The organism is Pseudomonas sp. NPDC078416 (assembly GCF_050268485.1).
In the GTDB taxonomy this organism is placed as follows: Bacteria; Pseudomonadota; Gammaproteobacteria; order Pseudomonadales; family Pseudomonadaceae; genus Aquipseudomonas.
Window position 1 is genome coordinate 1 of record NZ_JBNNGV010000049.1, and the last position, 22,346, is coordinate 22,346.

The window sequence follows — 22,346 nt, forward strand, 5'->3', positions numbered from 1 at the left end:
TAGGTGAACGCCTTGTCGGTGCCCGGGAACGCTACGCACTCGTAGTCCTTGCCGGCGACTTTCTTGGCGGCGGTCCATTCACTCTTGGCCCAGTCACCCATGATCTGCATGCCAGCCTTGCCGTTGATGACCTTGGCAGCTTCCAGGTTCCAGTCCTGGCCTTTACCGTCGACGTCCATGTAGGTGGCAACTTTCTTCAGTTCGGTCAGCGACTTGACCATTTCAGGGCCGGTCAGCGCAGCGTTGTCGAGGTCGACCAGTGCCTTCTTGTAACCGTCAGCGCCCATGACAGAGAGCACGACGGCTTCAAAAACAGTGCTGTCCTGCCAAGGCTGGCCACCGTGGGCAAGAGGAATGAAGCCTGCCGCTTTGAGCTTGTCGCCCGCTGCGTAGAATTCTTCGAGGGTGGTGGGGGCTTTTTCGATACCGGCTTTCTTGAAGACTTCCGGGTTGATCCACAGCCAGTTGACGCGGTGGATGTTCACCGGCACGGCCACGTAATCACCGTCGTACTTCACGGTATCGGAGACTTTCTTGTCCAGCAGGCTGTCCCACTTCTCCTCTTTGGAGACGTTTTTCAGCACATCGGTATCAAGCAGGCCGGTGGAGGCCCATTCCTGAATGTCCGGGCCTTTGATCTGGGCAACGCCAGGCGGGTTGCCAGCAACGGCGCGGCTTTTGAGCACGGTCATTGCGGTTGCACCGCCGCCGCCTGCGACAGCGCCGTCTTTCCAGGTGAAACCGTCTTTTTCAACTTGCGCGCGGAGCACATCGACAGCGGCTTTTTCGCCACCGGACGTCCACCAGTGCACAACTTCGACGGTGCCCTTGGCATCAGCCGCCATGGCGCTCAGAGGGAACAACGAGGCGAGGGAAATAAGTGCAGCGAGACGGGAAATCGAATTCATATCTGACCTTTCTTGTTGTTATGCATGAGCAAGTCGTGGCGCTTGCGCTGGGTGGATTCTAACCAAGGGGTTAGAGCGGACGGTAACGAAGGGATGCGCGAATGTCACAACACTGTGACATTCGGATAGTCACTCAATCGACTGTAGGAGCGCGCTTGCCCGCGATGAGCGCAGCCAATCCCGCACATCAGTGTTGTTAGAACAATTTTTCGCGGGCAAGCGCGCTCCTACAGGGGAGATCAGGTGCCGGATTACTCCACGCCGCGCGGCAGATACAGCGTGACCCGCAACCCGCCTTCGCGCATGTTCTGCAACGTCACTTCGCCGCCATGGCTGTGGGCAATATTGCGGGCGATCCCGAGCCCCAGTCCGTAACCCTGCTGGTGCTTGCCGGCCAGCCGGAAGTGCGGCTCGAAGACCTGCTCCATTCGCTGCTCCGGCACGCCCGGGCCTTCGTCCTCGACGTGAAGAATGAACGCATCGGCGTCGTCTTCAACGAACAGGTGCGCACGGTCGCCGTACTTGATCGCGTTGTCGATCAGGTTGCCCATGCAGCGGCGCAGTGCCAAGGGCTTGCCGTAGTACATCGACATTGCCTTGCCCTGCAACGTGACACGGCCCGCACCGTCGGGGGAGAGATAAGGTTCGATCAGGCAATCCAGCGCGTGATTGAGGTCGACCGGCTCGATGTTCTCGTGGATGTCGGTGTCCTTCACGCACTGCAACGCGCCTTTGACCAACAGCTCCAACTCGTCCAGATCACGGGTGAATTTGGCCTGCATCTGTTCGTCTTCGAGCAGCTCAACGCGCAGCCGCAAGCGAGTGATCGGAGTGCGCAGGTCGTGGGAAATCGCACTGAATAATTGGCCGCGCTCGGTCAGGTAACGGCTGATGCGATCACGCATGGTGTTGAACGCACGCGTCACCTCCACCACTTCACTGCCGCCGCCCTCCACCACCGGCTCGACGTCGGCCCCCAACGACAGATCCCGCGCAGCATGGGCGAGACGCTTGAGCGGGCCGCTCTGCCAGTGCACCAGCAGGCCGATGAAGACCAGCAGGAAAATACTGGTCAGGGCAATGAACCAGACTTGTTGCGAGGGCAGACCTTCCGACTCGAGCATGGTGTAGGGCTCAGGCAGCAGCGAGGCGATGTACAGCCATTCGCCGGGCGACAGCTCAATCTGCGTCACCAGCACGGGCGGGTTCACCGGTTCGAGGGTCAGCGCGTAATGGGCCCACGAGCGCGGCAGCTCGTCGAGCCTCAGGCCGCTGTTGAAAATGCGCAGGTCTTCAGGGCGAACAAAGCGCACGAGGATGTCCGGGTCGGCGCCGAGGTTCTGCCGCAGCACCTGACCGACCACATCGATAACCGCCGTCTTGCGCGCAGTAGGCTCAAGCACCTGCATTTCCAGCGGACGATCATTGAGCGATACGAAGAACCGGGTGCCGCCCATGCTGCGCAGCTGATCGAGCACCAGCGGCCGAAAGGCGACAGGCAGCGAGCGGAAGTAACTCACGCTCGCCGCCATGGAGAAACCCAGGCTGCGGGCGCTGGTGACCAGGCCTTCCATCTGCGTGGCGCGCAACTGCGACAGCCAGATAAGGCTGGACAGGGTCTGCGCCAGCAACACGGCAAACAAGGTCAGCAGGAGCATGCGCCCGAGCAGCGAGCGCGGCACCGGCAAGCGGCGTTTCTTGTCGGTCACCATCAAGGGCTAGTAACCGTTGCCGGCTTGCGGCAGCACATTGGCTGCCAGCAGATAACCGCTGCCTCGTACGGTGCGGATCAATCGCGGCGCCTTGCCGGTGTCACGCAAACGCTGACGCAGGCGACTCACCGCCATGTCGACGATGCGCTCCAGCGGCATCAGCTCACGGCCACGGGTGGCGTTGCCGATGGTGTCGCGATCGAGAATCTGTTGGGGGTTGTCGAGGAACAGCTTGAGCAGCGCGAAATCGGCGCCCGACAAAATCACTTCTTCGCCGTCGTTGTGGAACAGCCGATGACTGACCATGTCCAGCCGCCATTCATCGAACACCAGCACTTCACCGCCGCTGCGCTCCTGCCCGAACTGGGCGCGACGCAACAACGCCTTGATCCGGGCCTGAAGTTCACGTGGGCTGAAGGGTTTGGCCATGTAGTCATCGGCGCCGAGTTCCAGACCGATGACACGATCGGCCTCGTCAGAGCTGGCGGTGAGCATGATGATGGGGATATGCGGCTGACGCGGATGCTGCCTGACCCAGCGACACAGGCTGAAGCCGTCTTCATCAGGGAGCATGACGTCGAGGATCAGCAGATCGCTGGCCTCTTGGTTGAACGCCTGACGAAACTCGGCCCCATCGCCAACCGTGCGCACCTGAAAACCGGAACGGCTCAGGTAGGCTTGCAGCAACTCCCGAATCTCCTGGTCATCGTCGACCACCAGAATCGATTTACTGACAGCGTTCACATGGTCGTCCTTGTGAGCAATGGATTGTTGTTATGGGCACAAATAACACATCGGTCTGACGATCGGCTTCGCCAGTGAGCCGGTTGCCACGAAATCCATGGCAGGCATAAACCCTGTAGGAGCGCGCTTGCCCGCGATGACGTCAGCCAATCCAACACATCTGGTTGCCAGAACTACTATTCGCGGGCAAGCGCGCTCCTACATGTCTAGCCCTGCGCGATCAGGGACTGATCCAGCGCCACGCCTGCGCCCATCAAGCCAGGATACTCGGCCGTAACCAGCCAGACCGGCACGTCATTGAAATAATCCTTCATCAATCCCTTCTCAGCGAACGCCTTGTTGAAGCCGCTCTGCATGAAGAAATCAACGAAGCGCGGGATCACGCCCCCGGCAATATACACGCCGCCGCGTCCGCCGACAGTCAGTACGTTGTTGCCGGCCACACGACCGAGGAACACGCAAAACTGCTCCAGCACCGCGCTGGCGACCGGGTCGCCCTTGAGCGCCGCCGAGGTGATGGCCGCAGGGGATTTGAATTCCGGCTCGATCTCGTCCAGCCCGCAACTGACCTGATACAGCAGCAACAGCCCGGCACCACTCAGAATCGTCTCGGCGCTGACGTGCTCATGGGTCGCCATCAAACGCATCCACAGCAGGGCCTCGCGGGGCGTACCGATCGGCAGATCAACGTGACCGCCCTCGCCCGGCACCGCCGTCCAACGCGCTTCGCCGCTGCGAATCAACGTGCCAACGCCCAATCCTGTGCCAGGCCCGATCACCACCCGCGCGCCGCGAGGATCGCCCTTGCCATGGCGCACGGTCAGGTACTCGTCGTCCTTCAGGCGGGTCATGCCCAGGGCCATGGCCGTGAAGTCGTTGACCAGGATCAGATGGTCGATCTTCAGCTCGGCGCAGAACGCCTGCCGGTTGATCTTCCAGTGGCTGTTGGTGAAGTGGAAATCGTCGCCGGTCACCGGCCCGGCCACGGCCAGGCAAAGGGAGGTGACATCACCACGCTGCAGTTCCAGGTCCTGCAGATAGACCGTCAGGGCCTTTTCAGGACTGGCGTAATCGACCGTCGCGAACACGCGGATCGAATGCAACTGGTCGTCTTCCCAAATGGCAAACCGCGCATTTGTGCCGCCGATATCACCCACCATCGCCAATGTCACTTGAGCGTCTCCAGATTCGAAGTAAAGGCGCTGGCGCCCTTCTCTGCCGAGCTGAAGGCCATGCGCATGAAGCCGAACAATTCGCGCCCGCTGCCCACGTTATGGGACAGGCGACCGATTGCCGGCTCTCTGGCGGCCAATTCTGCCGGTTCGATCAGAACTTGCAACGTTCCTTTCACACCATCGACACGAATGAGATCCCCATCACGCACCAACGCCAGCGGTCCGCCGTCGGAGGCTTCCGGGCACACGTGTATCGCCGCCGGAATTTTCCCGGACGCGCCGGACATGCGCCCGTCCGTAATCAGCGCCACTTTGAAGCCACGATCCTGAAGCACGCCCAGAAACGGCGTCATCTTGTGCAGTTCAGGCATGCCGTTGGAGCGCGGCCCCTGGAAACGCATCACTGCGACAAAGTCGCACTCCAGTTCGCCGGCCTTGAAAGCGTCGGCGAGGTCTTGCTGGTCCTCGAAGACTTTGGCGGGCGCTTCAACGATCTGATGCTCCAGCGCAACGGCGGAGACCTTCATCACGCCACGGCCCAGGTTGCCTTCCATGACCCGCAGGCCGCCCTCGGCCGAGAACGGACGCGCGATAGGGCGAAGGACGTTTTCGTCGAGGCTTTCGATCGGGCCATCGCGCCATACCAGCGTGCCTTCTTCCAGGAACGGTTCCTGGGTGTAGCGACGCAGGCCACGGCCCATGACCGTGTTGACGTCTTCGTGCATCAGGCCCGCGTCGAGCAGCTCACGGATCAGGAACGACATGCCACCGGCAGCCTGGAAGTGGTTGATGTCGGCTTTGCCGTTCGGGTAGACGTGGGACAGGGTCGGCACGACTTCCGACAGATCGGCCATGTCCTGCCAGGTCAGCTGAATGCCCGCGCACTGGGCAATCGCCGGCATGTGCAGCGTGTGGTTGGTGGAACCGCCCGTCGCGTGCAGGGCAACAATCGAGTTGACCAGCGAACGTTCGTCCACAATCTCTCCGAGTGGGATGAAGTCGCCGCTTTGTTTGGTCAGACGCGTGACCTGGAACGCCGCCTCGCGTGTCAGGGCATCGCGCAGCGGTGTGTAGGGATTGACGAAAGAGGCACCCGGAAGATGCAGACCCATGACTTCCATAATCAGCTGGTTGGTGTTCGCCGTGCCGTAGAACGTGCAGGTGCCCGGACCGTGGTAGGACTTCATTTCCGAATCCAGCAGCTCTTCGCGAGTGGCTTTGCCTTCGGCGTAGCGCTGACGCACGTCGGCCTTCTCTTTGTTGGAGATGCCGGAGACCATCGGCCCGCCCGGCACAAAAATCGTCGGCAGATGACCGAAGCGCAGCGAGCCCATCAGCAAGCCCGGAACGATCTTGTCGCAGATGCCCAACATCAGCGCGCCGTCGAACATGTTGTGGGACAACGCCACCGCCGTTGCCATCGCAATGACTTCCCGGCTGGCGATACTCAGCTCCATGCCCGGCTCGCCTTGGGTGACGCCATCGCACATCGCCGGAACACCGCCGGCAAACTGCCCCACCGAGCCGATTTCACGCAGCGCTTTTTTGATCTGTTCGGGGAAGTGTTCGTACGGCTGATGCGCCGAGAGCATGTCGTTGTAGGAGGAGACAATGGCGATGTTGGCCGCATTCATCATGCGCAGGCTGTTCTTGTCTTCCGGACCACAGGCCGCAACGCCGTGGGCGAAGTTGGCACATTGCAGCTTGCCGCGCATCGGCCCGTCGCTCGCCGCGCCCCGGATCAATTGCAGGTAGCGTTGACGGGTTTCACGGCTGCGAGCAATCAGCCGTTCGGTTACCTCAAGGACGCGGGGATGCATGTCATGGACTCCAGGCTAGCGGATGGGATCACCCGTTCAGGCGCTTTCACCAGGCTGCGATCAAATCCGGTGCTCAGACGAGAGCGGCGGCAAACACTTGATTTTCAGCCAGTTGTGACGGCCAGACGGGCTTCTATTTGTAGATAAAACAAAATACTGCCACTAAAAGGGGTTGTTTTCTATTTTTATGAGAATAATCTTGTAATTCCAACAACAAATTCCTGAGGACGGGTGTATGACTCTCCGCATCGCAATCAATGGCTTTGGCCGAATCGGCCGCAACGTCCTACGCGCACTTTATACCCAAGGCTACCGTCAGGACCTGCAAGTCGTCGCCATCAATGATCTGGGCGACAGCGAGATCAACGCCCACCTGCTGAAATTCGACACGGTGCACGGGCCGTTCGACGGCACCGTCGAACACGATCAGGAAAGCCTGACCGTCAATGGTGACCGAATTGCAGTCAGTGCCATCCGCAACCCGGCCGAGCTGCCGTGGAAGTCCCTGAACATCGACGTGGTGTTCGAATGCACCGGCCTGTTCACGGATCGCACCAAGGCGGCCGCGCACATCACCGCCGGCGCCAAGAAAGTGATTATTTCAGCACCGGCCAAAGGCGCCGATGCGACGATCGTCTACGGCGTCAACCATGACGTGCTGCGCCAGTCCCATCAGGTCATCTCCAACGCGTCATGCACCACCAACTGCCTGGCGCCGGTCGCTCAAGTGCTGAACCGTGAGCTGGGCATCGAGAGCGGTCTGATGACCACCATCCACGCCTACACCAACGACCAGAACCTGATCGACGTCTACCACACCGACCCGTACCGGGCTCGTTCGGCGACTCAGTCGATGATCCCGAGCAAGACGGGCGCTGCCGAAGCGGTCGGTCTGGTGCTGCCGGAACTGGCGGGCAAGCTGACTGGCATGGCCGTGCGTGTGCCAGTGATCAACGTGTCGCTGGTCGACCTGACCATTCAGCTCAAGCGCGACGCGACGGCCGAAGAGGTCAACGCGATCATGAAAGAAGCGGCGCAGCATTCGAAAATCCTCGGTTACAACACCCTGCCGCTGGTTTCCCACGACTTCAATCACAACCCGCTGTCGTCGATCTTCGACGCGAACCACACCAAAGTCAGCGGTCGCCTGCTGAAGGTGCTGGCGTGGTACGACAACGAATGGGGCTTCTCCAACCGCATGCTGGATAACTGCCTGGCGTTGATGAACGCCGAGTAAATAACGAGATCACCCTGTGCAGGAGCGAGCTTGCTCGCGAAGACGGAATCCAATCCGCTGGAGAGTCAGCGGATTTACCCAGCTCTTCGCGATCAACTCCCTCCCTCAGTAATGACTACCGTCCCCGGACAACGCCCTTACAAACTGTGCAAATCCCCGCCTTGACCTGACCTCTAGATGATAAGCATTATCATCTGATGAATTCTGGTCGGGTGTCCCCGTGACTCAGTCGCACTTCAATACTGTCTTCCTCGCCCGACGAACCATGCTGCTGCGCACGCTTCAGCGCATGGTGCGCAGCCACACCACGGCCGAAGACCTGCTGCAGGAAACTTACCTGCGTGTCACCCGAGCGCTCACCGAGCGAGCCATCGAGCACCTCGAACCCTTCGTCTTCCAGACTGCGCGCAATCTGGCGCTGGATCATCTGCGCGCCCGGCGCGTTCAAGCGCGCACCATCATTGACGATGCGCCGATCAGCGATATCCATAACGTCGTTGCCCCCGACTCCGCACTGGAGGACGCCGCCCACGCCAATCGTCTGCTGGAAAGCCTGAGCGCAAGCCTGGAAACCCTCTCGCCACGGCAGCAGAAAATCTTCACCCTGAGTCGGCTCCACGGCGCGAGTTATCTGGAAATCGCCGACCAGTTGGGGGTGTCCACCAGCACGGTGCAAAAAGAACTGAAGCTGGTCATGGCGCTTTGCATGGGTGTGGCAGCGCGCCTGGATCACTGAGCTTCGCCCGTCAGAATCGTCAGCTGGTGCTACAGAGTGACGCTACACTGCCGCCCAAACCGTGGACCCGAGGACGCTGCTTGACGGACGCCCAATCACCCCGCCTCGCTCGAGCCGACGCAGCGCGCGCTGCCGAGACGATGGACCAGGCCCTGACCTGGCTGATCGAACTGGAAATCGCCGATGACGCAACACACGCGCGCTTTCTGGAATGGCTGGAAGCCGATCCCGCCCACCGCGAAGCGTTCGCCAGCGCTGAGGCTGTGTGGCACTCGCAAGCGGTATTCGATGCCGCAGCGCTGCTGGCTGCGCGGAAAAAAACCTAGCGCGGACGGTGCTCGCCAACCTGCGGCGTCACTGCGGCGAACCGGATGATGTGGAACTGACCGAAATTATTTTTACGCGATAGCCGCGGCCCGTACGTCTAGTCATAGCCAATGCAACTGATTCCTATTTGAATCATCTCGCAACAACTATGACGACCCGTACGACAGGGAGCGCTATCCATGCTGTCCAGTTTCAACCCCGCACCACCCGACTCGCCCACGACCCCTCACCCCTTCGGGCTCTCGCTGCTGACGATCGCCATCTTCGCCGCAGCGTTGCACAGCCCCGCCGTCGCTGCTGCCGAACAAAGTACCGCGTTGGAACTGCAGCAGATCACGGTCAGTGCCACGCGTCAGGCGCAGTCGGTGGATTCGGTCCCCGGTACGGTGACCGTGCAGGACCGCGCGGCGCTGGATCGGCGCAACGTCAACAGCATTCGCTACCTTGTGCGCGACGAGCCTGGCGTTTCCGTAGGCGGGGCCGGCCAGCGTGCGGGCACCAGCGGTTACAACATTCGTGGCATTGATGGCGACCGGGTCCTGACGCAAGTGGACGGCGTCGAAGTGCCGGACAACTTTTTTCAGGGCCCTTTTGCCAACACCCATCGCAATTACGTTGATCCGGAGATCATCAAGCGCGTGGAGATCCTGCGCGGGCCTGCGTCGGCGTTGTATGGGAGCAGCGCCATCGGCGGTGCGGTGAGTTATTACACCCTCGACCCCGAGGACATCATCAAGCCGGGCAAGGATGTCGGCGCCCGCCTGAAAACCGGCTACAGCTCGGCGGACAACAGCTGGCTGAACTCATCCACGGTTGCAGGCCGGGCGGGGGACTTCGACGGCTTGCTGCACGTCAGCCAGCGCAACGGCCACGAGACCGAGTCCTACGGGGAGCATGGCGGGACCGGGCTGTCCCGCACGGCAGCCAACCCGGAAGACGCCCGCGCCACCAATGTGCTGACCAAGCTGGGCTGGAACTACGGCGACAACGATCGTCTGGCGTTTACTTACGAGAAGTACAAGGACGATACCCATACGAATCAGAAGAGTGTGGTGGGTGGGCCTTTCATACCTGGCAGAGGTGCGTCAGGGATGTACCGAAGCCGCGAGGGCGACGATGTCATCACCCGAGAGCGGTTTGGCCTCGAAAACCCGTTCGCGCTGGACAGCGTGCTGGCTGACAACGCCAAGTGGAGCTTGAACTACCAGCTTGCCAAGACCGATCAAAATACCTTAGAGCGCTACATACCCGGCAGCCGTGACGTCTGGCGCTCCCGCGACACCCACTACAAGGAACGCCAATGGATTCTCGACGCCCAGCTGGATAAAGCGTTCGACATTGGCGACACGCAGCACTTGCTGACCTATGGCACGACCCTCAAGCAGCAGAAGGTGACAGGACTTCGGTCAGGATCAGCCACCTGCGCGTCGGTCCTGGGCACCTGCCGCACCCTCGGCGCAGTCAGTGCCACTGCCTCCGACATCGTGGCACCCACTAACGACTTCCCGAACCCGACGATCACCACCTACGCGCTGTTCGCTCAGGATCAGATCAAATGGGGCGACTGGACCTTCATGCCCGGCGCCCGCTACGACTACACCACGCTCGAACCAGACGCCACAGATTCATTCCTGAAGAGCGTCAACCTGTCCAGCAAGAGCGAGTTCGACGACAGCACGAAAAAATGGCATCGCCTGTTACCCAAGCTGGGGCTGACGTATGCGTTCGACGACGCCTACACCTGGTACGGCCAGTACGCCGAGGGTTTCCGCACGCCGAGCGCCAAAGCGTTGTATGGCCGGTTCGAAAACACCCGGGGCAATTACGTCGTGGAGCCCAATCCAGACCTAAAACCGGAGACCAGTAAAAGCTACGAAACCGGGCTGCGCGGTCACTTCGACGAAGGCACGTTTGATCTCGCGCTGTTCTACAACACGTATCGCGACTTCATCAATGAGGACGCGGTGATCCCCGCCAACGCCACCACCACGACCTTCCAGTCCAACAACATCAAGCACGCCACGATCAAGGGCGTCGAGCTTAAGGGTCGTTTGAACCTGGACAGCTTCGGCGCACCCGAAGGCCTCTACACCCGAGGCTCGCTGGCCTATCTGTACGGCCGCAACAACGACACCGGCCAGCCCATCAACAGCATCAACCCGCTCACCGGCGTATTCGGGCTGGGTTATGACCAGGACACCTACGGCGGTTTGCTGAACTGGACGCTGGTGAAGCGCAAGACGCGGGTCGACACCAGCAACTACTACGCCCCGGATGGCGCCACCCGGTTCAAGACGCCGGGCTTTGGCCTCGTCGATCTGACGGGGTATTACAAAGTCACCGACGACGTCACGCTCAGCGGCGGTCTCTACAACGTCGCGGACAAAAAATACTGGCTGTGGGACGACGTGCGCGGCTACGACAGCGTCGGCGAAGCAGGCGCCACCGCTCCCGCCAACCTCGACCGCCTGACCCAGCCCGGCCGCAATTTTGCCGTCAACGTGGTGTGGAACATCTGACCGAATATCCGTCGCAGGAACGTGGTTTTTTACACGCCTGCGACGCTCGCTCGTCTTGTCAACAAGCGCCTCATTTACAAGGAAGACCCATGACCGACAACTCGATTCGTCGCTCGCAACGACTGAACCAGATCACCCATGCCCCCCATGAACAACTGGACAAGGCGGTGAAAGCCAACGCGCCGTTCGAAACCCTGGCCAGCTACAGCCGATTCCTCAGCGCCCAGTACCTGTTTCAGGAAGAGCTGAAAACTCTGTACACGCACCCGCAGTTGATCGCGCTGATTGCCGACCTGCCCGATCGATGCCGCGCCGAGCAGGCCAAAGCCGATCTCCTTGATCTTCAGGCTGACATCCCTGTCCCCGTCGCCGGCGCCATCGATGGGCCCAGCCTTGCCGAGGCACTGGGCTGGCTGTTCGTGTCGGAGGGTTCGAAGCTGGGCGCCGCCTTTCTGATCAAACGCGCCGTGGCCTTGAACCTCAGCGAGACCTTCGGCGCCCGCCATCTGGGAGAACCGTCAGGCGGTCGAGCCGAAGGCTGGAAACGCTTTATCCGGATTATTGACGATCTGCCGTTCAACGCCGAGCAGGAGCGCGAGATAGACCGCGGTGCGGTGGCGGCCTTCGAACGTTTCAACGTGCTGCTGCGACACGCCTACGCTTCAGCGTCCGAAGCGGAACCCGCCTGACGCCGGGCCTTTTATGCCCGGCACTGATAAGCTGAGCGCCTTTGCGGGACGTGAAAATCCCGCAACACCTGCTCACTCTGCATTACCGAGACCATGACCAGTACACCACCCGGCAGCAAACTGTCCCGCATCCTGTTTGGCATTCTCGCCTACGTGAGCCTGACCATCGGCATCATCGCGATTTTCATTCCTGGCCTGCCCACCACCGAATTCATTCTGCTGGCGGCGTGGGCCGCCACACGAAGCTCGCCGCGCTTGAGCGCCTGGCTCGAAAATCATCGGGTGTTCGGACCGATGCTGAGCAACTGGCGAAACGGCAAGATGATTGCGCGCAGGGCCAAGATCAGCGCTACGGTCACCATGCTGATTTGCGCGGTCATGATGCTGGTGGTGCTGAAACACAATTGGTGGATCTACTTCGCAGTGGCCGGAATGGTGCTGGTCAATCTGTGGATCTGGTCACGGCCCGAGCCTTCACGGGTTCAGCCGGAAAAGTGAGGTGTAGGACCGGCTTCAGCCGGGAAGAGGCCGGTTTGAACGTCCTCAATCCTGGGGCGTGACACCTGACGCCTTCCCGGCTGAAGCCGGTCCCACAAACAGCGCGCGACATATGCATCTGAACCAGAGGCGGCGGCGTGGGTCTGTCCCTTCAGGTCCAATCACTTTCCCAGGAGCCATCGTCATGTTCGAGCCAGGTCATCTGCACATCGTCCACCCCGCTCTGCAACCACACGACGTCGGCTACGACCTTCACATCCGCTACGAAGTCAGCCAGACCGACTCGGGGCCGGGCATGCAGTTCACCCTGGAAGGCGACGTCAATGGCCAGGCGGTCAACGAAACGTTCGAACTGCCCAAGGACAAAGCCTACAACTTCGCCAGCGAGGCCTCGCGCAGACTGGAGAAGCATGGCCTGCCGAAATCCACCGACCTGCACGCGATGCACGGCGAATACGACCAGATGTTCGAAGACATCCGTCACAAGCTCGACATGAAATCCGGTGATCCGGTGAAACCGGAGCACCTGGAGTAAACCAGCGCCCCTTCAAGGTCTCGGGATGGGCAATGCGATTACTGGCATAATCGCCCACCTCACTCCCGCGAACCCTTTCCTTCCCCATGCGCATTCACGTCACGTTCATTGACCGCGTCGGCATCACCCAGGAAGTGCTGGCCATCTTGGGCGCGCGCAATCTGAACCTGGATGCCGTGGAAATGGTGCCGCCCAACGTCTACATCGACGCGCCGACGCTGAGCCATGATGTGCTTGAAGAACTCAAGGACCGGCTGTTTCGCGTGCGCGGCGTGGAAGCGATCACGGTGGTCGACATCCTTCCCGGCCAGCGCCGCCACCTGCAACTCGACGCCCTGCTGGCAGCGATGACCGACCCGGTGCTTGCCCTCGACAGCGCCGGCCACGTATTGCTGGCAAACCCGGCGCTGGTTGCGCTGTATGGCCGGGAACCGACGGGGGAGTCGATTGGCGAGCTGTTTTCCGATACGGGTCTGCAAGCGGCGCTGCTGGAAAACGGCTTTCGTCTGCCGCTGCGGGAAGTCACGCTCAACGGCGAGGCCTTGCTGCTGGACGCCACACCGATCACCGACGCGGGCGCGCTACTCACCCTTTATCTGCCAAGCCGGATCGGCGAACGCCTGTCGGCACTTCACCACGATCACGCCGAAGGTTTCGATGCGCTGCTCGGCGATTCCGCTCCGATTCGCACACTTAAAGCCCGCGCACAGCGGGTCGCGGCACTGGATGCGCCGCTGCTGATTCAGGGCGAAACCGGTACGGGCAAGGAACTGGTGGCGCGGGCGTGTCATGCCGTGAGCGCGCGCAACGGAGCGCCCTTTCTCGCGCTGAACTGCGCGGCGCTGCCGGAGAACCTCGCCGAAAGCGAACTGTTCGGCTACGCCCCTGGCGCCTTCACCGGTGCGCAGCGGGGCGGCAAACCGGGGCTGATGGAGCTTGCCAACAAAGGCACCGTGTTTCTCGACGAGATCGGCGAGATGTCGCCGTATCTGCAGGCCAAACTGCTGCGCTTTCTCAATGACGGCAGCTTTCGGCGTGTTGGCGGCGACAAGGAAGTGCAGGTCAACGTGCGTATCTTGAGCGCCACCCACCGCGACCTGGAGAAAATGGTCGCCGAAGGCACCTTTCGCGAAGACCTGTTCTATCGCCTGAACGTGCTCAACCTGGACGTGCCGCCGCTGCGTGAACGCGGTCAGGACATCCTGATGCTGGCGCGCTATTTCATGGAGCAGGCCTGTACGCAGATTCAGCGACCGGTGTGCCGCCTTGCGCCGACCACCTACCCTGCCCTGCTTGGGAATCGCTGGCCGGGGAACGTTCGCCAGTTGCAGAACGTGATCTTCCGCGCGGCGGCCATTTGCGACAGCTCGCTGGTCGACATCGGCGACCTGGACATCGCCGGGACGTCGGTGGCAAGGGGCAGTGATGGCGAAGTCGAGAGCCTTGAATCCGCGGTCGAGGATTTCGAAAAGTCCCTGCTGGAGAAGCTCTACAGCCAGTATCCCTCGACCCGACAACTGGCCGCGCGACTGCAGACATCCCACACCGCAATCGCCCATCGGCTGCGCAAATACGGTATTCCCGGCAAATCTCAGTAGGCAGAATTTTGAGGTCGATGCCGCCTGCCTATTACGCTTGGCCTTGCAGATGGCCGTAGGAGCCGGCTTGCTGGCGAATGGGTCTAACATCCACGGATACTTTGACCGCCAACAACGGATTCGCCAGCAAGCCGGCTCCTACAAATCGCACCCAACGAAGAACCTTGGCACGATATCGAAACACCGTATCGAAATCATTCCGGTCGCTGAACGTCGATACCCGGTGCCGCGGCCCTAGGCTCAGTCCACCCATGCCCTCAAGTTGCGTATCGATTTCGTTCCAGTCGTTTTCAATCTACCCACCGCGCCTGTCGCCACCGCCCAACGTTTACGCGCCCTTACCGACCTTGGCCGCAAACTTGCTATGCACTCTCCCCATCACGCCCGGGCATAACGGGCGATTTACCATCTGGGGAGATTTCATGAGCGAGTTGCGTTTTACCGAAGACCACGAGTGGCTGCGCGCCGAAACTGATGGCAGCGTTACCGTCGGCATCACAGCCTTTGCGCAGGACGCATTGGGTGACGTGGTTTTCGTGCAACTGCCGGAGCTGCAGTCCTACGACAAGGGCGCTGAAGCGGCCACCGTCGAATCGGTCAAAGCCGCCAGCGGCGTGTACATGCCCCTCGATGGTGAAGTCGTCGAAACCAACCCCTCGCTGGATGCCAACCCCGAACTGGTCAACGAAGACCCGCTCGGCCAAGGCTGGTTTTTCCGCTTTATTCCTTCCAATCCCGATGCTGTCGGCCAACTGCTGACCCAAGACGCCTATGATCGTCTGATCAAAGCCAACGCCGAAGCCTGAGGAGCGCGCTATGAATGACCGTATTGAATTGAGCACCGCCAACGAGTTCATCGCCCGCCACATCGGCCCGCGTGCCGCTGACGAAAAAGCCATGCTCACCACCCTGGGCTATGACTCCCTCGACGCGCTGACCGCCAGCGTCATCCCTGAATCCATCAAGGGCACCAGCGTTCTCGGCTTGTCCGCCGGGCAAAGCGAAGCCGACGCGCTGGCCGACATCAAAGCGATTGCCGGCAAGAATCAGCTGTTCAAGACGTACATCGGCCAGGGTTACTACAACACCCACACGCCGGCGCCGATCCTGCGCAACCTGCTGGAAAACCCGGCGTGGTACACCGCTTACACGCCGTATCAGCCGGAGATTTCCCAAGGCCGTCTGGAGTCACTGCTAAACTTCCAGACCCTGATCAGCGACCTGACCGGCCTGCCGATCGCCAACGCCTCGCTGCTCGACGAAGCCACTGCCGCTGCCGAAGCCATGACCTTCTGCAAACGCCTGAGCAAGAACAAGAGCAGCAACAAGTTCTTCGCCTCTGCCCATTGCCACCCGCAAACCCTCGACGTGCTGCAAACCCGCGCCGAGCCGCTGGGCATTGAAGTGGTCGTCGCAGACGAAGCTCAACTGACCGACGTCAGCGAGTTCTTCGGCGCGCTGCTGCAATACCCCGCCAGCAACGGCGACGTGTTTGACTACCGCGAGCTGGTCGAGCGCTTCCATGCCGCCAACGCCCTGGTCGCCGTGGCAGCCGACCTGCTGGCCCTGACCCTGCTCAGCCCACCCGGCGAATTTGGCGCTGACGTGGCCATCGGCAGTGCGCAGCGCTTCGGCGTGCCGCTGGGTTTCGGCGGTCCGCACGCGGCTTACTTCTCCACCCGCGACGCCTACAAGCGCGACATGCCCGGCCGACTGGTCGGTGTGTCCATCGACCGCTTCGGCAAGACCGCCCTGCGTCTGGCCATGCAAACCCGCGAGCAACACATTCGTCGCGAGAAGGCCACCAGCAACATCTGCACCGCGCAGGTGCTGCTCGCCAACATCGCCAGCATGTACGCCGTGTACCACGGGCCGCGCGGCCTGACCCGCATCGCCAACCGCGTACATCACCTGACCGCGATTTTCGCCGAAGGCCTGAGCCACTTGGGCTTCAAGGCCGAGCAATCGTTTTTCTTCGACAGCCTCACCCTGAACACCGGCGCCAAGACCGTCGACCTGCACGCCAAGGCCCGCGCACACGAAATCAACCTGCGTGAAGTAGATGCCGAGCGTCTGGGCGTTTCCCTGGACGAAACCACGAAGCAAGCTGACGTCGAAGCGCTGTGGTCCCTCTTCGCGGCAGAAGGCCAGGCCCTGCCTGATTTCGCCGCGCTGGCAGGCAGCGTCCAAGCGCGCCTGCCTGCCGAGTTGAAGCGCCAGTCGGCGATCCTCAGCCACCCGGTGTTCAATCGTTACCACTCCGAAACCGAGCTGATGCGCTACCTGCGTCGCCTGGCGGACAAAGATCTGGCGCTGGACCGCACGATGATCCCGCTGGGCTCGTGCACCATGAAACTCAACGCCGCCAGCGAAATGATCCCGGTGACCTGGGCTGAATTCGGCAACCTGCACCCTTTCGCCCCGGCCGAACAAAGCGCCGGTTATCAGCAACTGACCGACGAACTGGAAGCGATGCTCTGTGCCGCCACCGGTTACGACGCGATCTCCCTGCAGCCGAACGCTGGCTCCCAGGGCGAGTATGCCGGTCTGCTGGCGATCCGCGCTTACCACCAGAGCCGTGGCGATGAGCGTCGCGACATCTGCCTGATTCCGTCCTCCGCCCACGGCACCAACCCCGCAACCGCCAACATGGCCGGCATGCGCGTGGTCGTGACCGCCTGCGATGCACGCGGCAACGTCGACATCGAAGACCTGCGCGCCAAGGCCATCGAGCACCGCGAACACCTGGCTGCCCTGATGATCACCTACCCGTCGACCCACGGCGTGTTCGAAGAAGGCATCCGCGAAATCTGCGGCATCGTTCATGACAACGGCGGCCAGGTGTACATCGACGGTGCCAACATGAACGCCATGGTCGGCCTCTGCGCACCGGGCAAGTTCGGCGGCGACGTGTCGCACCTCAATCTGCACAAAACCTTCTGCATCCCCCACGGCGGCGGCGGCCCGGGCGTTGGCCCGATCGGCGTCAAATCACACCTGGCGGCGTTCATGCCGGGTCACGCCCGAATGGAACGCAAGGAAGGCGCGGTCTGCGCGGCACCGTTCGGCAGCGCGAGCATTTTGCCGATCACCTGGATGTACATCCGCATGATGGGCGGCGAAGGCCTCAAGCGCGCCTCGCAGCTGGCGATCCTCAATGCCAACTACATTTCCCGTCGCCTGGAAGAGCACTACCCGGTGCTCTACACCGGCAGCAACGGCCTGGTCGCCCACGAATGCATTCTTGACCTGCGCCCCCTGAAAGAAACCAGCGGCATCAGCGTTGATGACGTCGCCAAACGCCTGATCGACTTCGGCTTCCACGCGCCGACCATGTCTTTCCCGGTCGCAGGCACGTTGATGATCGAGCCGACCGAAAGCGAATCCAAAGAGGAGCTGGACCGCTTCTGCGACGCGATGATCAAGATCCGCGAAGAAATCCGCGCGGTCGAAAGCGGCGCGCTGGACAAGGACGACAACCCGCTGAAAAACGCGCCGCACACCGCCGCTGAACTGGTGGGCGAATGGAGCCATCCGTACAGCCGCGAGCAGGCCGTGTACCCGGTGGCGTCGTTGATCGAAGGCAAATACTGGCCACCGGTCGGTCGTGTCGACAACGTGTTCGGCGACCGCAATCTGATCTGCGCCTGCCCGTCCATCGAAGACTACGCATAAGCTGCAGTTCCAGGCGCTCCGATGTGTTTGCATCAGAGCGCCGATCTCTGTTGGAGCCGGCTTGCTGGCGAACCCGTTCATCATGAACATTCATGCTGACTGATCTGACGCGTTCGCCAGCAAGCCGGCTCCCACAGTGACTTCATCTAAACAGTGACTTCACCTAATAAGAACAATCCCGGAACCCCATCATGTCGCTGAGCGTATTTGACCTGTTCAAGATCGGCATTGGCCCCTCCAGTTCCCACACGGTGGGCCCGATGCGAGCGGCGGCGCGGTTTGCCGAAGGCTTGCAGCGCGATGGCCTGCTGGAAACCATCATCTGCGTCAAAGTCGAGCTTTACGGCTCCCTCGGCGCCACCGGCAAAGGCCATGGCAGCGACAAGGCCGTGTTACTGGGCCTTGAAGGTGAGCACCCGGATACTGTCGATACCGAAACCGTCGCGGCTTGCCTGCAACAGATCCGCAGCAGCGAACGGCTGAACCTGCTCGGCCAGCACAGCATCGAATTCATCGAAAAGCATCACCTGGCGATGATTCGCAAACCCTTGGCCTATCACCCCAACGGCATGATTTTCCGTGCCTTCGATGCCTCCGGCCTACAAGTGCGCAGCCGCGAGTACTACTCCGTCGGCGGCGGCTTCGTGGTCGATGAGGAAGCCGCTGGCGCAGACCGCATCGTGGAGGACCAGACACCGCTGGTGTACCCCTTCAAAACCGCACGGGATCTGATGGCGCACTGCGCCGCAAGCGGCCTTTCGATCAGCCAGGTCATGCTGGCCAACGAGGCCGCGTGGCGCCCCGAAGCCGAAACCCGCCAGGGCCTGTTGCACATCTGGCAGGTCATGCAGGACTGCGTCGAAGCGGGCTGCCGCAACGAAGGCATCTTGCCAGGCGGCCTGAAGGTCAAGCGGCGTGCGGCAGCATTGCATCGCCAGTTGTGCAAGAACCCGGAAGCCGCGCTGCGTGATGCGTTGTCGGTGCTCGACTGGGTCAATCTGTACGCGCTGGCGGTCAACGAAGAAAACGCCAACGGCGGCCGTGTGGTCACCGCGCCCACCAATGGCGCGGCCGGGATCATCCCGGCGGTGCTGCATTACTACATGCGCTTCATTACCGGGGCCAACGAAGACGGCGTCGTGCGTTTCCTGCTCACGGCCGCGGCGATCGGCATTCTCTACAAAGAGAACGCGTCGATCTCCGGTGCCGAAGTCGGCTGTCAGGGTGAAGTCGGCGTGGCCTGCTCCATGGCGGCCGGCGCGCTGTGCGAAGTCCTGGGCGGCAACGTTCAACAAGTGGAGAACGCCGCTGAAATCGGAATGGAACACAACCTCGGTCTGACCTGCGACCCCATCGGCGGCCTTGTTCAAGTGCCGTGCATCGAGCGCAACGCCATGGGCTCGGTGAAGGCCATAAACGCAGTGCGCATGGCCTTGCGCGGCGACGGCCAGCATTTTGTCTCGCTGGATAAAGTGATCCGCACCATGCGCCAGACCGGCGCCGACATGAAAAGCAAGTACAAGGAAACAGCCCGTGGCGGGCTGGCCGTGAACATCATCGAGTGCTGACATCAGCCCCCATTCATAGGATTCCCTGCCTGCGCGGGGAATCCGGAACCGCTTTCAAGGAGTGACCCCATGACCACCGAATTGCTGAAGACCCCGCTCAACGCCCTGCACCGTGAACTCGGCGCGAAAATGGTCGAATTCGCCGGCTACGACATGCCTGTTCAGTACCCCGCCGGCGTCATGAAAGAACACCTGCACACACGCGACCAAGCCGGCCTGTTCGACGTCTCGCACATGGGTCAGATCCTGTTGAGCGGAGCGAACGCCGCGAAAGCACTGGAAACCCTGGTGCCGGTGGACATCATTGATCTGCCGGTCGGCATGCAGCGCTACGCGATGTTCACCAACGAAAACGGCGGCATTCTCGATGACCTGATGGTTGCCCATCTGGGTAACGATCAACTCATGCTGGTGGTCAATGCCGCCTGCAAGAACGAAGACCTGGCGCACCTGCAGCAGCACATTGGCAGCCAGTGCGAGATCACGCCGCTGTTCGACGAACGCGCATTACTCGCGCTGCAAGGTCCGCACGCCGTCACCGTACTGGCGCGGCTGGCGCCGGAAGTCGCGAAGATGACTTTCATGCAGTACACCTCGACGAAGATCGACGGCATCGACTGCTTCGTCAGCCGCTCGGGCTACACCGGTGAAGACGGTTACGAGATTTCAGTGTCGGCGGATCAGGCAGAGGCCCTGGCGCGTCGACTGCTCGCCGAGCCTGAAGTGGCGCCGATCGGCCTGGGCGCGCGCGACTCGCTGCGACTGGAAGCCGGCCTTTGCCTCTACGGCCATGACATGGACACCGAGACCACGCCGATCGAAGCCAGCCTGTTGTGGGCGATGTCCAAGGTGCGTCGAGCCGACGGTGCGCGAGCAGGCGGTTTCCCCGGTGCTGACAAGATCTTCGCCCAGCACCAAAGCGGTGCGGCACGCAAACGTGTAGGCCTGTTGCCACAAGAACGTACGCCGGTGCGCGAAGGCGCTGAAATCGTCGACGCCGAGGGGACGACCATCGGGACCGTTTGCAGCGGCGGCTTTGGCCCGACGCTGAGCGCGCCATTGGCCATGGGCTATGTCGACGCCCGTTTTACCGCGCTGGAAACACCGGTATGGGCAATCGTCCGCGGCAAGAAAGTCCCGATGCAAGTGACAAAAACTCCTTTCGTTCCGCCACGTTACTTCCGCGGCTAAGTAACATCGTCAAAAAATTCGGCACCGCAACAGTGCATTAAACTGTGCGGATGCCGCAGTCTGGCGCCAGCGTTAAGTGCATCACAAGTGTCAAAATATTGAACTTCGATGAGCCTCCAAACATTAAAAACTATCGATCTTGCGAACGTGGTTAATGTTTTCAAAAAAGCCGGAAACCCCCATGGATACTGGCCCAAGCGGGGCTTGTTTTTTCGGCGAGAGTTAGCGTAGAGTTTCTCGACTGTGTTTGCATGGGTCGCTGGGATCGTGACCCGGGCAGTAGCGCCAAAAGCAATGCTACATCCCGCTCTACGTTTCTTCTTCCTGCAACCAGCCCCAGTACTCTTTCGTGTGAAAGAGACTGTCATTAATTTAATGCTTCAAGGAATAAGAAAATGTCTACACGTCAGAGCGGCACCGTTAAGTGGTTTAACGATGAAAAGGGTTTTGGTTTTATCACTCCTGAAAGCGGTCCGGATCTGTTCGTCCACTTCCGCGCTATTCAAGGCAACGGCTTCAAAAGCCTGAAAGAAGGCCAGAAAGTGACGTTCGTCGCGGTGCAGGGCCAAAAAGGCATGCAGGCTGACGAAGTTCAAGCTGAAGCCTGATTAGCCGACGTAAAAAGCCCCTGATGGCCAACATCAGGGGCTTTTTTATACCTGCGATTCCGTAAACTGCCCGCTCCCGTGTGAACGAGCGCTGCCATGACCTCACCTGACAATGCCGCGCAGATGCTACGCCCCCAGGGCGACTTTCCCGCTGCGGGATTGGGTCGGCGCATGGCTGCGATCAGCTACGACGCGATGCTGTGCGTAGCGCTGATGATGGTCACCACCTTTCTCTACAAACTGGTCTGGATGGGGATGGTCGGCGAAGCCAGACTGCGCCAGCTCTCCGAGTCCGGCGCGCTCGATGCCGACCCGCTGCTGTCCTCGATTCTACTGATCACGCTGTTCGGCTTCTTTGCCACCTTCTGGACCCACGCAGGCCAGACCCTGGGCATGCAGGTCTGGGGAATACGCGTGCAGAACGCTGACGGAACCGCCATCAGCCTGTGGCAAGCGCTGCTGCGCTTCATCGTCGCCATCGCATCGTGGCTGTGTGTCGGGCTAGGCTTCTTCTGGAGCCTGTTCGACAAACAGAAACGCTGCTGGCATGACCTGTATTCGGAGACGCAACTGGTGCGGCTGCCCAGAACCAGAAAGTGAGCCCACCCAGGAAAAGCCGACGCTCCCACTGTTTACCTGAGAGATACGGTCCGTAGGAGCCGGCTTGCTGGCGAAACCGATCAACCGGCGCCATTCCAGCGACTGACACGACGCGTTCGCCAGCAAGCCGGCTCCTTGTATCTCGACTTTGTCTTCACAGAAGGTAAAGTTCTCGACTGATCATCGAGGGAAAGGCGTGAAGACGA

At 61.0% G+C, this 22,346-nt stretch carries 18 protein-coding genes and 1 pseudogene; 14 read left to right on the forward strand and 5 right to left on the reverse strand.

The features are described from left to right. The 5 genes from ACQKEN_RS24395 to edd all read right to left on the reverse strand — a co-directional run. The coding region (locus tag ACQKEN_RS24395; protein WP_427689371.1) for an ABC transporter substrate-binding protein at positions 1-908 on the reverse strand (908 nt) is incomplete at its 3' end. Positions 909-1,159: 251 nt separating this feature from the next. Then, positions 1,160-2,620 (reverse strand): ATP-binding protein, encoded by a 1,461-nt coding sequence (locus ACQKEN_RS24400; RefSeq protein WP_427689384.1) that lies wholly within the window; start codon positions 2,618-2,620, stop codon positions 1,160-1,162. A 6-nt stretch (positions 2,621-2,626) separates the two neighbouring features. After that, on the reverse strand, positions 2,627-3,364 hold the full coding sequence (locus ACQKEN_RS24405) for a response regulator (RefSeq protein WP_427689372.1): 738 nt from the start codon (positions 3,362-3,364) through the stop codon (positions 2,627-2,629). Between the two features lie 206 nt (positions 3,365-3,570). Next, a complete protein-coding gene (locus tag ACQKEN_RS24410; RefSeq protein ID WP_427689385.1) occupies positions 3,571-4,524 on the reverse strand; it encodes a glucokinase in 954 nt (317 codons plus the stop codon). An 8-nt stretch (positions 4,525-4,532) separates the two neighbouring features. Next, positions 4,533-6,359 carry a phosphogluconate dehydratase gene (gene edd / locus ACQKEN_RS24415; protein ID WP_427689373.1) on the reverse strand — a complete coding sequence of 609 codons (1,827 nt, stop codon included), beginning with the start codon at positions 6,357-6,359 and terminating at the stop codon, positions 4,533-4,535. Between the two features lie 235 nt (positions 6,360-6,594). On the opposite strand from edd, the gene gap reads away from it, so the two are divergent. The 14 genes and pseudogenes from gap (at position 6,595) to ACQKEN_RS24485 (ending at position 22,140) form a co-directional block, all read left to right on the forward strand. Next, complete coding sequence (gene gap / locus ACQKEN_RS24420; RefSeq protein WP_065992035.1) at positions 6,595-7,596, forward strand: type I glyceraldehyde-3-phosphate dehydrogenase; 1,002 nt, start codon at positions 6,595-6,597, stop codon at positions 7,594-7,596. Positions 7,597-7,816: 220 nt separating this feature from the next. Beyond that, complete coding sequence (locus ACQKEN_RS24425) at positions 7,817-8,332, forward strand: RNA polymerase sigma factor (protein ID WP_427689374.1); 516 nt, start codon at positions 7,817-7,819, stop codon at positions 8,330-8,332. A gap of 140 nt (positions 8,333-8,472) precedes the next feature. Further along, positions 8,473-8,640 (forward strand): annotated as a pseudogene (locus ACQKEN_RS24430) (FecR/PupR family sigma factor regulator); the annotation flags it as partial. Between the two features lie 198 nt (positions 8,641-8,838). After that, the gene (locus ACQKEN_RS24435) at positions 8,839-11,178 is read left to right on the forward strand and encodes a TonB-dependent hemoglobin/transferrin/lactoferrin family receptor (RefSeq protein WP_427689375.1); all 2,340 of its coding nucleotides are present in this window, start codon (positions 8,839-8,841) and stop codon (positions 11,176-11,178) included. An 89-nt stretch (positions 11,179-11,267) separates the two neighbouring features. Beyond that, positions 11,268-11,867, forward strand: a complete 600-nt coding sequence (locus ACQKEN_RS24440; protein ID WP_427689376.1) for a biliverdin-producing heme oxygenase — start codon at positions 11,268-11,270, stop codon at positions 11,865-11,867. 93 nt (positions 11,868-11,960) lie between these two features. Continuing rightward, positions 11,961-12,365: a YbaN family protein gene (locus ACQKEN_RS24445; RefSeq protein WP_296310607.1), complete on the forward strand. Its 405-nt coding sequence runs from the start codon at positions 11,961-11,963 to the stop codon at positions 12,363-12,365. A 184-nt stretch (positions 12,366-12,549) separates the two neighbouring features. Beyond that, the gene (locus tag ACQKEN_RS24450) at positions 12,550-12,900 is read left to right on the forward strand and encodes a DUF5064 family protein (RefSeq protein ID WP_427689377.1); all 351 of its coding nucleotides are present in this window, start codon (positions 12,550-12,552) and stop codon (positions 12,898-12,900) included. An 86-nt stretch (positions 12,901-12,986) separates the two neighbouring features. Further along, entirely contained in the window at positions 12,987-14,498 is a 1,512-nt protein-coding gene (locus tag ACQKEN_RS24455) for a sigma-54-dependent transcriptional regulator (protein WP_427689378.1), read from the forward strand. A gap of 422 nt (positions 14,499-14,920) precedes the next feature. Next, positions 14,921-15,304 (forward strand): glycine cleavage system protein GcvH, encoded by a 384-nt coding sequence (gcvH, locus tag ACQKEN_RS24460; RefSeq protein WP_427689379.1) that lies wholly within the window; start codon positions 14,921-14,923, stop codon positions 15,302-15,304. A gap of 10 nt (positions 15,305-15,314) precedes the next feature. Next, the gene (gene gcvP / locus ACQKEN_RS24465; protein ID WP_427689380.1) at positions 15,315-18,173 is read left to right on the forward strand and encodes an aminomethyl-transferring glycine dehydrogenase; all 2,859 of its coding nucleotides are present in this window, start codon (positions 15,315-15,317) and stop codon (positions 18,171-18,173) included. Positions 18,174-18,364: 191 nt separating this feature from the next. After that, positions 18,365-19,741 (forward strand): L-serine ammonia-lyase, encoded by a 1,377-nt coding sequence (locus ACQKEN_RS24470; RefSeq protein WP_427689381.1) that lies wholly within the window; start codon positions 18,365-18,367, stop codon positions 19,739-19,741. A gap of 69 nt (positions 19,742-19,810) precedes the next feature. Continuing rightward, on the forward strand, positions 19,811-20,932 hold the full coding sequence (gene gcvT, locus ACQKEN_RS24475; RefSeq protein ID WP_427689382.1) for a glycine cleavage system aminomethyltransferase GcvT: 1,122 nt from the start codon (positions 19,811-19,813) through the stop codon (positions 20,930-20,932). A gap of 395 nt (positions 20,933-21,327) precedes the next feature. After that, positions 21,328-21,540 (forward strand): cold-shock protein, encoded by a 213-nt coding sequence (locus ACQKEN_RS24480; protein WP_003227496.1) that lies wholly within the window; start codon positions 21,328-21,330, stop codon positions 21,538-21,540. A gap of 96 nt (positions 21,541-21,636) precedes the next feature. Continuing rightward, positions 21,637-22,140 (forward strand): RDD family protein, encoded by a 504-nt coding sequence (locus tag ACQKEN_RS24485; protein WP_427689383.1) that lies wholly within the window; start codon positions 21,637-21,639, stop codon positions 22,138-22,140. The last annotated feature ends 206 nt before the right edge of the window (positions 22,141-22,346 follow it).

What these genes read in the sequence shown, in the direction of transcription:
- ACQKEN_RS24400 (WP_427689384.1), bottom strand. Translation starts at nt 2,620, where the DNA reads ATGGTGACCGACAAGAAACGCCGCTTGCCGGTGCCGCGCTCGCTGCTC.
- ACQKEN_RS24410 (WP_427689385.1), bottom strand. Translation starts at nt 4,524, where the DNA reads ATGGTGGGTGATATCGGCGGCACAAATGCGCGGTTTGCCATTTGGGAA.
- edd (WP_427689373.1), bottom strand. Translation starts at nt 6,359, where the DNA reads ATGCATCCCCGCGTCCTTGAGGTAACCGAACGGCTGATTGCTCGCAGC.
- gap (WP_065992035.1), top strand. Translation starts at nt 6,595, where the DNA reads ATGACTCTCCGCATCGCAATCAATGGCTTTGGCCGAATCGGCCGCAAC.
- ACQKEN_RS24435 (WP_427689375.1), top strand. Translation starts at nt 8,839, where the DNA reads ATGCTGTCCAGTTTCAACCCCGCACCACCCGACTCGCCCACGACCCCT.
- ACQKEN_RS24440 (WP_427689376.1), top strand. Translation starts at nt 11,268, where the DNA reads ATGACCGACAACTCGATTCGTCGCTCGCAACGACTGAACCAGATCACC.
- ACQKEN_RS24445 (WP_296310607.1), top strand. Translation starts at nt 11,961, where the DNA reads ATGACCAGTACACCACCCGGCAGCAAACTGTCCCGCATCCTGTTTGGC.
- ACQKEN_RS24450 (WP_427689377.1), top strand. Translation starts at nt 12,550, where the DNA reads ATGTTCGAGCCAGGTCATCTGCACATCGTCCACCCCGCTCTGCAACCA.
- ACQKEN_RS24455 (WP_427689378.1), top strand. Translation starts at nt 12,987, where the DNA reads ATGCGCATTCACGTCACGTTCATTGACCGCGTCGGCATCACCCAGGAA.
- gcvH (WP_427689379.1), top strand. Translation starts at nt 14,921, where the DNA reads ATGAGCGAGTTGCGTTTTACCGAAGACCACGAGTGGCTGCGCGCCGAA.
- gcvP (WP_427689380.1), top strand. Translation starts at nt 15,315, where the DNA reads ATGAATGACCGTATTGAATTGAGCACCGCCAACGAGTTCATCGCCCGC.
- ACQKEN_RS24470 (WP_427689381.1), top strand. Translation starts at nt 18,365, where the DNA reads ATGTCGCTGAGCGTATTTGACCTGTTCAAGATCGGCATTGGCCCCTCC.
- gcvT (WP_427689382.1), top strand. Translation starts at nt 19,811, where the DNA reads ATGACCACCGAATTGCTGAAGACCCCGCTCAACGCCCTGCACCGTGAA.
- ACQKEN_RS24480 (WP_003227496.1), top strand. Translation starts at nt 21,328, where the DNA reads ATGTCTACACGTCAGAGCGGCACCGTTAAGTGGTTTAACGATGAAAAG.
- ACQKEN_RS24485 (WP_427689383.1), top strand. Translation starts at nt 21,637, where the DNA reads ATGACCTCACCTGACAATGCCGCGCAGATGCTACGCCCCCAGGGCGAC.